The 12,221-nt window shown below is 45.9% G+C and carries 13 protein-coding genes; all 13 read left to right on the top strand.

Going from position 1 to position 12,221, the window contains the following annotated elements; all coding sequences use genetic code 11:
- Positions 1-32: 32 nt before the first annotated feature.
- The 13 genes from Q0785_RS04945 (at position 33) to Q0785_RS04885 (ending at position 12,202) form a co-directional block, all read left to right on the top strand.
- On the top strand, positions 33-566 hold the full coding sequence (locus Q0785_RS04945) for a YceD family protein (RefSeq protein WP_298826430.1): 534 nt from the start codon (positions 33-35) through the stop codon (positions 564-566).
- A gap of 24 nt (positions 567-590) precedes the next feature.
- On the top strand, positions 591-767 hold the full coding sequence (gene rpmF / locus Q0785_RS04940; protein ID WP_006828847.1) for a 50S ribosomal protein L32: 177 nt from the start codon (positions 591-593) through the stop codon (positions 765-767).
- Between the two features lie 121 nt (positions 768-888).
- Positions 889-1,641: an enoyl-CoA hydratase/isomerase family protein gene (locus Q0785_RS04935; protein WP_298826389.1), complete on the top strand. Its 753-nt coding sequence runs from the start codon at positions 889-891 to the stop codon at positions 1,639-1,641.
- A 149-nt stretch (positions 1,642-1,790) separates the two neighbouring features.
- Complete coding sequence (locus Q0785_RS04930; RefSeq protein ID WP_298826386.1) at positions 1,791-3,140, top strand: biotin carboxylase N-terminal domain-containing protein; 1,350 nt, start codon at positions 1,791-1,793, stop codon at positions 3,138-3,140.
- Positions 3,137-3,352: an acetyl-CoA carboxylase biotin carboxyl carrier protein subunit gene (locus Q0785_RS04925; protein ID WP_298826382.1), complete on the top strand. Its 216-nt coding sequence runs from the start codon at positions 3,137-3,139 to the stop codon at positions 3,350-3,352. Before Q0785_RS04930 ends, Q0785_RS04925 begins: the two co-directional genes overlap by 4 nt.
- Before the next feature lie 27 nt (positions 3,353-3,379).
- Positions 3,380-4,930 (top strand): acyl-CoA carboxylase subunit beta, encoded by a 1,551-nt coding sequence (locus Q0785_RS04920; protein ID WP_298826379.1) that lies wholly within the window; start codon positions 3,380-3,382, stop codon positions 4,928-4,930.
- Between the two features lie 82 nt (positions 4,931-5,012).
- Positions 5,013-5,876: an FAD-dependent oxidoreductase gene (locus Q0785_RS04915; protein ID WP_298826377.1), complete on the top strand. Its 864-nt coding sequence runs from the start codon at positions 5,013-5,015 to the stop codon at positions 5,874-5,876.
- Positions 5,873-6,250: a DUF3397 domain-containing protein gene (locus Q0785_RS04910; protein WP_298826374.1), complete on the top strand. Its 378-nt coding sequence runs from the start codon at positions 5,873-5,875 to the stop codon at positions 6,248-6,250. The genes Q0785_RS04915 and Q0785_RS04910 overlap by 4 nt, the downstream gene beginning before the upstream one ends.
- 78 nt (positions 6,251-6,328) lie before the next feature.
- Entirely contained in the window at positions 6,329-7,948 is a 1,620-nt protein-coding gene (gene bshC / locus Q0785_RS04905) for a bacillithiol biosynthesis cysteine-adding enzyme BshC (protein ID WP_298826372.1), read from the top strand.
- A gap of 146 nt (positions 7,949-8,094) precedes the next feature.
- Positions 8,095-8,526 (top strand): division/cell wall cluster transcriptional repressor MraZ, encoded by a 432-nt coding sequence (gene mraZ, locus Q0785_RS04900; protein WP_146556518.1) that lies wholly within the window; start codon positions 8,095-8,097, stop codon positions 8,524-8,526.
- Between the two features lie 20 nt (positions 8,527-8,546).
- A complete protein-coding gene (gene rsmH / locus Q0785_RS04895) occupies positions 8,547-9,485 on the top strand; it encodes a 16S rRNA (cytosine(1402)-N(4))-methyltransferase RsmH (RefSeq protein ID WP_223633471.1) in 939 nt (312 codons plus the stop codon).
- 12 nt (positions 9,486-9,497) lie between these two features.
- Positions 9,498-9,857 carry a cell division protein FtsL gene (ftsL, locus tag Q0785_RS04890; protein WP_223633469.1) on the top strand — a complete coding sequence of 120 codons (360 nt, stop codon included), beginning with the start codon at positions 9,498-9,500 and terminating at the stop codon, positions 9,855-9,857.
- Entirely contained in the window at positions 9,854-12,202 is a 2,349-nt protein-coding gene (locus Q0785_RS04885) for a penicillin-binding transpeptidase domain-containing protein (protein ID WP_298826353.1), read from the top strand. The genes ftsL and Q0785_RS04885 overlap by 4 nt, the downstream gene beginning before the upstream one ends.
- The last annotated feature ends 19 nt before the right edge of the window (positions 12,203-12,221 follow it).

The raw sequence follows: 12,221 nt of genomic DNA, 5'->3' as shown, positions 1-12,221 counted from the left end.
TAATCAACTTTGTTGTCTTGAGGTGATTACTTATGAAAATAGCGATTCAACAGCTTCAAAAGCATCGCAGAGACGGACTGCCAATTGACCAAATTGTTCATTTGGATGCAGTGAAATCACGGAATAGCGATATTCGGGAAATTTCACCTGTACATGTCACTGGACATTGCACAATTGGTTCGCAACAATTAACGTGCCAACTCCATCTCGAAGGTATGCTCACGCTGCCTTGTGCCAGAACTTGGGAGGATGTTGAGTTTCCGATCAACGTCGACTCGGTTGAAGTCTTTGATTGGTCTGAAGAGGCCGGAGAAGACAAGCTTAGTGATGTTCACGCAGTAGAGACGGAGATCATTGATCTTCAGCCGATACTGGAAGAACTAGTTTTGCTGCAGATACCGATACAGGTGTTTAAGGAAGACGCTGATCAGACTGTCATCAAAGGCGGGAACGATTGGTCGTATTCAACAGACGAAGAGTATGAGGCCGAGAAAGAAGCGGCACCACCAAAACCGGATCCAAGACTTGCTGATTTAGCAAAGTATTTTGATCAGTCAGATGAATAGAATTAGTGTAAGGAGGTGTCACCAATGGCTGTACCAGCTAGAAGAACGTCCAAAACCGCTAAAAGAAAGCGCCGTACACATTTTAAATTGTCAGTGCCGGGCATGGTAATTTGCCCAAGCTGTGGCGAAAGTAAATTGGCTCACCACGTCTGCAAAGCATGTGGATCATACAAAGGGAAAGAAGTAGTAGCAAGCAAATAAAACAGTATTTGCTGCTGAAAGGCTATTGAGAGGCCATGGCTCTCGATAGCCTTTTTCTCTATACATAAGCAAGTGGCGACAGTATCGCCAGCAGGAAAAATGGCAGAAGAGAGGGATTCTATTGTCTTATACGATCAACCTTAAGGATGGCATCATGACGTTCACCATTGACCGTCCGCATATTCGCAACGCCATTAATGATGAAGTGACAGCAGGGCTTGAGGAACTGGTGGAAAAAGCGCAGCATCCCTCTGTTCAGACAGTCATCATCACAGCATCCGGCAAACAGGCTTTTTGTTCAGGCGGTGATCTTTCGGTGTTCCATGCCTTGCGGACAGAAGAACAGTCCTATGGCATGCTGAAGCGCATGAGTGATGTGCTGTATTCGATCAAAACACTGCCTGTACCGGTAGTTGCGGTGGTTAATGGCACTGCTGTCGGCGGTGGCTGTGAAATCGCTACAGCGTGCGATTACAGGCTTGTATGGGATCATGCGAAATGCGGCTTTATTCAAGGTACCCTAGCCATTACAAGCGGATGGGGCGGCGGCACTTACCTGATGGAAACTTTGCAGCATGACAAAGCGTTGAAAATGCTCAGTGAAGCCAGAGTCTATACCGCAGCTGAACTGCGGGAGATCGGCTGGGCATCATCGGTCATTCGGGAGGACCAGGACATCGACTCCTTTTTCAGCTCCATGAAGAAAGTCCATCCGGATGTCCACCGTGCCTATAAGGAAATGGCCATCCGTAAATGGCGCAAGACCGACCTGCAGGAACGCGTCGAACAGGAAGTCAGAAGATGCGCCGTCCTGTGGGAGAGAGACGCCCATCACGAAGCAGTCGACAACTTCCTCAATAAAACGAGGAAATGAAATCCCTTTTAAGAGGGATTTCTTTTTTTGTTTTAGTGGAATCCTGCAGTTCATTCTACTTTGAAAGAAATATTTCAACGAATAGTTGAAATCGCTTACAAAATTCGTATATGCTATAGAAGGGAGAAAACATAGGGGGTATTTCAAATATGAAGAAAATCCTGATTGCGAACCGGGGAGAGATCGCGCGCCGAATCATTCGGACATGCGACCGCCTCGGAATCGAAACGGTCGCCATCCACTCCGAGGCAGATGGGGATCTGCCTTACGTCAGTGAAGCGACTGAAGCTGTACTGATCGGTCCGAATCCGGTCGTACAGTCTTACCTGCAAATTGAAAAAATTATTGAAGAAGCCAAAAAACACGGTGTGGATGCGATTCATCCCGGATATGGCCTGTTATCGGAAAATGCGGATTTTGCACGCAAAGTGGCGAAAGCCGGAATGGTTTTTATCGGACCATCGAGTGACATCATTGAAAAAATGGGTGATAAAATCGAGTCCCGAAGAACCATGATCCAGGCTGGGGTGCCAGTGGTTCCCGGTACTGAAGAAGGCGTGGCCACGCTGGAAGAAGCACTTCAGGAAGCTGAAGAGATCGGCTATCCACTTATGCTGAAAGCCAGTGCAGGAGGCGGGGGGATCGGCATGGTCCGCTGTGAAAGTGAGCAAGCGCTCACTCAACAGTTTACTTCAGTAAAAAATCGCGCCAAAGCCTATTTCGGTGACGATGTCGTTTATCTTGAAAAATTTATCGCAGATGCCCGCCACATCGAAGTCCAGATTTTCGGTGATCATCATGGCAATCTCGTCCATTTGTATGAACGGAATTGTTCGGTCCAGCGGCGCAACCAGAAAGTGATTGAAGAATCACCTTCGCCGCACCTGCCGCAGGATGTTCGTGAGCGCCTTTGCGAAGCCGCACTTAAGGCTGGAAGAGCGGTTGATTATACGAATGCTGGAACAGTGGAATTTATCGTCGATCCGAAAAACGAGTTTTATTTCCTGGAAATGAATACGCGTTTGCAGGTGGAACATCCTGTCACCGAGGAAGTGACTGGATTTGACCTGGTCGAATGGCAGCTGACCGTAGCTGATGGAGGCGAATTGCCTTCTCAAGACAGTATCGGAACCAAAGGCCATGCAATCGAATACCGTGTATACGCAGAAGATCCGAAAACGTTTTTCCCTTCTCCAGGGAAGCTCGAAAAGCTTCAATGGGGAGAAGGCGCACGCATTGAAACCGGCTATGAAGAAGGCAACAACGTCACTCCTTTCTATGATCCGATGATTTCTAAGATCATCATACACGGAACGGATCGAGTTGACGCGCTGTCCAAATCACAGACTTTTTTCAATCATGTTACAATTAATGGTGTAAAAACCAATATTCCGTTATTTAAGGAATTTATTAGGTCTGAAGAATTTATTTCCGGTGATTATGCGACAGCAGTATTGCCGCAATGGATGGAAAAAACAAAGGAGGAACACACATTATGAAAGAATTGAAAGCGTCTATGGCAGGAACAGTATTGAATGTATTGGCAGCCGAAGGGGAAGCCGTAACGGCAGGACAGGCTGTTCTGACAATCGAATCAATGAAGATGGAAATTCCGATTGAAGCTGAATTTGGGGGCAAAGTGGAAAAAATCCATGTGGAAGTTGGCGGTTTCGTCAACGAAGGCGATCTTCTGTTGACTGTCGGCGAATAAACGATCTCAAGCAAAGGGGACAGTGAAATGACAAAAACGACTGAAACAACTGGCTATAATGAACGCTTGGAACAGAAGCTGGCGAAGATTTTTGCTGGGGGGCAGCAGAAATACCACGAAAAAATGAAAGAAAGCAATAAATTGTTTGTCCGTGACCGGCTGAAATTACTATTTGATGATGAAAATTATGCTGAAGATGGACGTTTTGCCAATGTAGAGGCAGAAGATCTGCCCGCTGATGGCGTTGTTACTGCCATCGGCAAAGTCAATGGGGAAACTGTCTGTGTAATGGCCAATGATTCTACGGTCAAAGCGGGATCATGGGGTTCCCGTACCGTTGAAAAGATCATCCGCATTCAGGAAACCGCTGAAAAAATGCAGGTGCCGATGTTGTACCTGGTGGATTCTGCCGGAGCCCGGATTACAGATCAGCTGGATATGTTCCCGAATCGGCGCGGAGCAGGGAAAATATTCCACAACCAGGTAAGGATGTCTGGAATGGTGCCGCAAGTATGCCTATTGTTCGGTCCATCCGCTGCAGGCGGCGCGTATATTCCTGCTTTCTGTGACATCGTCATCATGGTCGATGGCAATGCCTCGATGTATCTTGGATCGCCGCGTATGGCTGAAAAGGTCATCGGTGAAAAAGTGACGCTTGAAGAGATGGGCGGAGCCCGCATGCATTGCACCGTCAGCGGTGTTGGTGACGTGCTGGTTGCGACGGAAGAAGAAGCCATTTCTGAAGCGCGCCGCTATCTGCAGAATTTCCCGGCCAACTTTGCCATTAAGCCTGAAAAGATAGAGGCAAAAGCGGCGAAGGCTGGACGATCATTGGAAGCGATCATTCCAGAAAACCAGAATGCACCTTTCGATATGTATGAACTGATCGATCAGTTGGTCGACGAAGGCAGCTTCTTTGATATTAAAAAGTTGTTCGCCGGAGAATTGATTACAGGAATTGCACGCATCGACGGTCAGGTGGTCGGCATTCTTGCCAACCAGCCGAAAGTCAAAGGCGGCGTTTTGTTCGGTGATTCAGCTGATAAAGGAGCAAAATTCATCAATCTTTGCGACGCTTTCTCAATTCCGCTGCTGTTCCTTGCTGATGTACCAGGCTTTATGATCGGCACAAAAGTTGAACGCGCGGGCATTATCCGCCATGGTGCGAAGTTTATCGCAGCCATGAGTTCAGCAACAGTACCGAAAATCTCTGTTATTGTCCGCAAGGCTTATGGAGCCGGCCTCTATGCAATGGCAGGCCCGGCGTTTGAACCGGATGTCTGCATCGCTTTGCCGACAGCGCAAATCGCTGTGATGGGTCCTGAAGCGGCAGTCAATGCTGTTTACTCCAATAAAATCGAAGCAATTGAAGACCCGAAAGAACGTCTCCAGTATGTGCAGCAAAAACATCAGGAATACAAAGAAGAAATCGATATTTACCGTCTGGCGTCCGAATTGATCATTGATGAAATTGTGGCGCCTCATCAATTGCGTTCAGTGCTTTCCCAGCGTCTATCTTTTTATGAAACAAAAGATTTGCCGTTGCCATATCGAAAACATCCGATTTATCCTGTATAATGAAAATTATTATTGGAAGTCTGCCTAATATGGGCAGGCTTCTTTTTTAAGAAAAAATTGTGGCACTGTAAGGAGTGATTCCGTGAAATATGCAATTATCGGAGCTGGAGCGAGTGGACTGCTGCCAGCCTATCTATTGAAAAAAGCTGGCCATGATGTTCAAGTGATCGCACAGCATGAAGAACAAGCCGCATTGATCAACAAGCAGGGAATCATACATGGGGGAAACCGCCAGCCAGTCGAAGCCTATACGGATGTGGAGCAGATCGATCCCGATGCTGTTATTATTCTGACGTTGAATTACGAAGACCTGCAGCCAATTTTAAGGCTCTTGAAGATCCGCTGCGCAAGCAATAGGATCATTTTCCTTCAGCAAGGCATGTTGTTTTTGGAAAAAGCAAGAACTCTATCGCACCGCCATATTGCAGCCGCCATACTGGAAACGGATTGCATCAAGCTGAGTGATGTTGAAATCAGTTTCAACAAAGCAGCGCGGTTTACGTTCGGATTGGTAAAGGGGCATGCAGAAGAATTTCTCCCGGTTCTTGAAACCTCTGCCTGGCAGAGCGAGTGGGTGGATACTATTGAAGAATCGCTTTTTGAACAGTTGTTGTTCAACAGCCTGATCGATCCGTTGACGGCAATCATGAAGATCCGCAACGGCGAACTGATCACCAATCCGCACGCCTATGAATTATTCAGGAACTTATACAGTGAACTTTATTTGGCTTTCCCTGAAATTGAGTGGCTGCAGCCGATTGAAAAAGTGGCGACGTTATGCGCCGCCGAGCCTGAAAGAGTATCTGCCATGCTGGCTGATCGTCTCGCAGGCGATGCGATGGAAGTTGATGGCCTGATGCTTTATGTGTTGAACCGTTCAAAGCTGGAATTGCCTTTGTTTAAAGCTTTTTATCACCTTCTGAAAACTGTTGAGGTAGGAAAATGACGATATTACATACAATCGGAACCGTCTTCCTTTACGTCCCTTTTCTGCTGTTTGCTTTCATCTATTTCATCTCATTGAAAAGAAAAAAACGGAAAGCGCTTGGTATGGCATCGGATGTCACCACCTTTTTATTGTTCTTTTCCGTACCGGCTTCGGTTGAATTCCTGTGGGGCTATTCCATTACGGCAGCTGTTTATTTTGTTGCCCTTGTCCTGGCGATTGTTCTTTTGGTCATCGAATGGAGAACAGCCAAAGAAATTGAAATCATCCCGTTTTTCCGGAAATTATGGAGAACCTACTTTTTGCTGTTAGCCTCCGTTTATGCTCTTGTGTGGCTGGTCGGCCTTGTGATTGTTATCATAAAATCATTTTAGCAGGCGTATTTTTTTTCTTTGAGTGATGCGTTTGATATAGTAGATTTTAAATGTAAAGGGAAAAGGGGACTTTTTTTCATGAAGGTAGAGGAACAATACGTAGAACCAGTAAGTAAATTGATGAATGATTATGTGAATGGCAGACCGGCAATCCGCTCTTATTTTTCGTATGATCCGCAGATGCAGTCATTTGATGAACGCTTGAAGAACCTTCAAGGGCATTCTGTCGACCGTGGAAAATTGGCAGGTATTATGCGTAACTATATGGAACGTAACGGGTTGTCGGAAGCAGCACAACAAAATCTGAGAGATTTTGAAAAAGGCGCACCGGTGGTCGTTACAGGTCAGCAGGCGGGTCTTTTGACAGGTCCCCTATACACGGTACATAAAGCCATTTCAGTAATTATTTTGGCAAAACAAGCTTCAGAGCAGCTGAACACCAAAGTAGTGCCGGTTTTTTGGATTGCCGGCGAAGACCATGACTTAGCTGAAATCAGCCACCTTTACCGGGAGGTCAATGGGCGGGTCGACAAATTGAATATTCCCCATGCTGAGTATGGCAAGCATTCAGCTTCTACCGCAGAGCTCAATAAACCTAAAATCGCGATTTTCCTGGAAGAGTATTTCCGCAGCCTACCGGAAACTGAACATTCCAGAGAAATCCATCACCTGGCATTCGGCCTCCTGGAACAATCCGTTTCCTTTACTGATTTCTTCGCTGCGCTGCTCCATTATTTTTTCGAGGATGAAGGGCTGCTGTATATTGATGCAGCAGATAAAGAATTCCGCAAATATGAAGCTCCTTATTTCATGAAGCTGATTGAACGTTCAGGAGAAATTGCACAGACAGTAACTGCTGCCGAACAGGCACTTGTCCAAGATGGGTACAGTGCAGTGATCGGTGCGGAAGAAAATGCCGCCAACCTGTTTATTACAGTGAAAGGCGAGCGTCTATTGCTGGAACGCGAAAACCAGGAATTTATAGCAAACAATGGTGCTATCCGCTATACAAAACAGCAGCTTTTAGACATTGCCCAACAGAATCCGGAATTCTTGAGCAATAATGTGGTGACGCGCCCATTGATGCAGGAGATGGTGTTCCCTGTACTGGCATTTGTAGGCGGTCCCGGGGAGATCTCCTACTGGGCTGCGTTAAAAGATGCTTTCAAGTTGATGGACATGGAGTTGCCGGTCATCATGCCGAGGCTGAGCCTGACCTTGGTGAACCGCAAAACCCAAAGTCTATTGGAACAATATAAATTGGATTTTACAGCCGTAGTCAATGAACGCAGAATTCCGGTGATGAGAAACGAATTGATGGAATCAATCCGCGAGCAGGAAGCTGAAGCATTGATAGAGGGGCTGCAAGAGCAGGTGGAAGAAGCCTATGAGAAGATTAATCAACAGTTTTCTTCCATCAGTAAAGGCTTAACGCCGGTTGTCGAAAAGAATCTTCAGCTGCATATTAAACAATTCACTTTTTTGAAGAACAAGCTGCAGGATGAAGTGATGCTTCAAAACAGCATTGAGTTTGGCCATCTTTCTTCGATTGAAAATGAATTGCTGCCAAATGGCGGATTTCAGGAACGGATTTACAGTCCATTCATCTATATGAACCAGTACGGAACAGGGCTGGTGAAAGACCTTTTGGCTCTTCCGCTGAATTATGACAAAAATCATAAAATTATTTATTTTTAACCCGAAAAGTCTGCATTCGCAGGCTTTTTTTATGTCAAAATAACTTGTTGAGATAATTTCTTGTAACAAACGTGAAATATTTCAAAAACAAGTGGTGGCAAGTGGGGGATTGTGGTACATTTATTACAATAAGTGGGGTGAAGGGAATGTTCATGGGCGAATATCAACATAGCGTTGATGCAAAGGGACGGTTAATCATACCGGCTAAGTTTCGTGAACTGCTGGGTGACAATTTTGTCATCACTCGGGGCCTGGATCAATGCTTATTTGGCTACACGATGGACGAATGGCAGAAAATTGAAGAAAAGCTGAAAGAGCTGCCGGTCACTAAAAAAGACGCTCGTGCTTTTACACGCTTCTTTTTTTCAGGTGCTACGGAAGTGGAACTTGATAAGCAGGGACGCGTCAATATACCGACGACATTAATTTCTTACGCAAAACTTGAAAAAGAATGCATCATTTTAGGTGTGTCCAACCGTTTTGAAATATGGGCAAAAGATTCATGGGAAAGCTATTTTGCAGCATCCGAAGATTCCTTCAATGAAATCGCGGAAAATTTAACTGATTTTGACTTTTAAAAGTGAACGGGGGGAATGGATTGTTCAATCACACCACGGTTTTACTGCATGAAACTGTCGATGGTCTGAACATTCGCCCTGACGGCATATATGTAGATTGTACGCTGGGCGGAGCAGGACACAGCGAATATCTGGTTCAGCAATTATCTGACGAAGGTCATTTATATTGTTTCGACCAAGACGCAACAGCATTGGCTCATGCAAAAGAAAAACTACAAGATTACTTACATAGAATTACGTTTATCCATGCCAACTTCAAGTTTTTAAAAGAGGAACTGGAAATGCGTGGAGTGCAGAAAGTCGATGGCATTTTATATGACCTCGGCGTTTCTTCTCCACAATTGGATACTCCTGAAAGGGGCTTCAGTTATCATAATGATGCCCCTCTGGATATGCGGATGGACCAAAGCGCTGAGTTGAGCGCGTATCATGTAGTAAATGAATGGTCTTTCGAAGACTTGGTGAGAATATTTTACCGCTACGGCGAAGAAAAATTCTCGAAACAAATCGTACGCAAAATTGAAGCTGCAAGAGAAAAGCATCCTATTGAAACAACCGGCCAACTGGTCGAATGCATTAAAGACGGTATTCCTGCTTTTGCCCGCCGAAAAGGCGGCCATCCTGCAAAACGTGTGTTCCAAGCCATCCGCATCGCAGTAAACGATGAGCTTGGAGCCGCTGAGACTTCACTGCAGGACGCAATCGGCCTATTGGCTATCGGCGGAAGAATTAGCGTCATCACCTTCCATTCACTTGAAGACCGGCTCTGCAAAGCAATTTTTAAAGAAGCATCCTCGCTTCCTGAATTACCGCCGAATTTACCGGTGATTCCAGAAGGGATGGAGCCGATCCTGAAATTGATCACAAGAAAACCAATCCTGCCTACTGAAGAAGAGCTTGCACATAATAATCGGTCAAGGTCCGCTAAGCTGCGGATTGCAGAAAAAATAAACGAGTAAGGACGTGTTCAGATGGCGTTGAATGCAAGAACTGAAACCTACATCCAACAGCCGGCCGTTCCTCAAAACCCGAGTCGGCAGCCGGCAAGAAAGAAAAGCTTAATCACAAAAGGCGAGAAAATACTTTACGTGACTTTTGTAGCAGTCTGTATCCTGTGCGCATTGCTGGTTCTACAGAATCAATCGACGATTCAGGCATCTACTCAGGAAATTCAAACAATTGAACAATCAGTCAATGAAAAAACGAAGCAAAATACAGATTTGTCGGTACAGGTAAGTGAACTATCTTCATACGAGCGCATTTGGTCGAAAGCAAAAGAACTTGGCCTTAAATTAAATGAGCAAAATGTAAAGGTAGTGCCTGGACAATGAAAAAAAAGTTTCGATTTCAAGGGGGAGCCTTTCTGCTGTTTTTGTTATTTGCAGGGCTCTTTTTCCTTTTATTGACTAGAATTGTGACAATACAAGCTACGGGAGAAGTGGAAGGCCAGGAACTTGCTGCTAAAGCAGCGGCGAAGTACAGCCAGGAAGAGGTGCTTACTGCTGAGCGTGGACGCATCATCGACCGCAACGGAGAAGTGATTGCTGAGGATACTCTGACTTATAAAGTGGTTGCAGTGGTTGATGAATCAGCCACCCAAAAGGCCAGTGATCCGCGTCATGTCGTAGATATCGAAGAAACTGCCGGGAAACTGGCGGGCTATTTAGATGTTTCGGAAGAAAGTATCCTGAAAACGTTGAAATCCGGTAAGGAAAAAGACCGCTATCAGGTGGAATTCGGTGCGGCAGGCCGTGAAATCAGCCACACACAGATGCTTGAAATGAAAGAAGCCGAAATTCCGGGTTTACTATTTGTCCGGGATTTAAAACGATTATACCCGAACGGCGTTTTTGCTTCTCACCTGATTGGCTATGCCATGAAAGAAGAACTGAAAGATGGCGAAACAAAAACGACTGGAAGAATGGGTCTGGAATCCATACACAATGATATTTTGACAGGAAAGAACGGTAAAATAGAATTCGATACCGATAAATGGGGATTCCTGCTGCCGAATAGTGAATCTGCGGTAACTCCAGCTGTCGATGGTTCTGACGTTCAGCTGACTTTGGATAAAACATTGCAGAACTTCCTGGAAGACGCAATGAGCGGTGTCCAGGAAGAATACGATCCCACACGGATGATCGCTGTAATTGCTGATCCTAAAACCGGTGAAATACTGGCGATGTCCCAGCGCCCGACGTTTAATCCGAATACGCGGGAAGGGCTGTCCGATAACTGGCTGAACGAAAGCATCGAATTGACGATTGAACCTGGATCTCCGATGAAGATGTTTACGTTGGCGGCAGCAATCGAAGAAGGCAGATGGGATCCGAATGCTACCTATAATTCAGGAACCTATACGCTGCTGGACAGCACGATCGGTGACCATAACAGCGGACGCGGCTGGGGAACCATCTCGTATCTGGAAGGTTTTCAACGCTCTTCCAACGTCTCGATGGCGTACTTATTAGAACGGCTTGGGGCAGACACGTTCATGACATACGTCGACGCTTTTGGATTCGGCGAGCAGACAGGAATTGATTTGCCGAAAGAAGCAAAAGGCACAATCCTCAATCAATATCCGATCAATAAATTGACCACGGCGTATGGACAGGGATCGACTGTAACTCCTATTCAAATGATCCAGGCTGCTACTGCAATTGCAAATGGCGGTGTGATGATGAAGCCCTATGTTATCGATCAGATCAAGAATTCAGATACGGGTAAAGTCACTGTCAAAAGTGAACCAGAAGAAGCAGGGCAGCCTATTTCAGCTGAAACTGCTGAAAAAGTAAAAGAAGTCCTGGCTTCAACTGTCACGTCCGAGGTTGGGTCAGCGCAAGGTTTTGCGCTTCAGGATTACACAATAGCCGGGAAGACTGGAACTGCCCAAGTTCCGAAAGAAGGCGGCGGTTACTTAGCAGGCAGAAATAATTATTTGTTCTCCTTCCTGGGCATGGCTCCTGCCGATGATCCGGAATTGCTCATCTACATTGGTGTCCAGCAGCCTAATCTGCCAGCTGATGAATATGGTTCGGTGCCGGTTGCGAAAATCTTTACTTCCGTCATGGAAAACAGTTTGAAGTACTTGAACATAGAGCCGGAAAACATGGCTGAAGCGACAACAAGGCCAGTTGATGATTATACAGGGAAATCAGCCGCTGAAGCTTCTGAAGCGTTGAATGGCTTAGGGCTCGAAGCTGTCGTTTCCGGAGATACAGATAAAGTCATCTCCCAATACCCGGCGGCTGGCGATACCGTACTTGAAGGCGGACTGGTCATCCTGAAGACGGAGGGGAAAACTACCTTGCCTGATTTTACAGGATGGTCTAAGCGGGAACTCCTTGCGTATCAATCCTTGAGTGGCTTAGCGTTGGAAATTGCTGGTCAGGGATATGTTTTGACGCAAAGCATTGCAGAAGGTGAAGTAATAACGGATAATGAGCCAGTAGTAATCGAACTCCATCCACCTGAGATCTATTACCCTGCACGGGCGAAAACCGAAGCAGCTGAAGAGGGTGCAGAAGAAGATCAGGATGCGTTGGAAGAATCCGATTCTCAAAATAATGAAGAAGCAACAGAAACAGAAACATCAGCTGAAGAACCAACAGAAACACCGACAGAGGAAACAATAGAAGAAACAACAGAAACACCGACAGAAGAAACAACCGAGTAATCTCGTGTTTAAAGGAGCT

The organism is uncultured Planococcus sp. (assembly GCF_947501725.1).
GTDB lineage: Bacteria > Bacillota > Bacilli > Bacillales_A > Planococcaceae > Planococcus > Planococcus donghaensis_C.
This window is presented reverse-complemented; position numbering and strand designations above follow the sequence as displayed.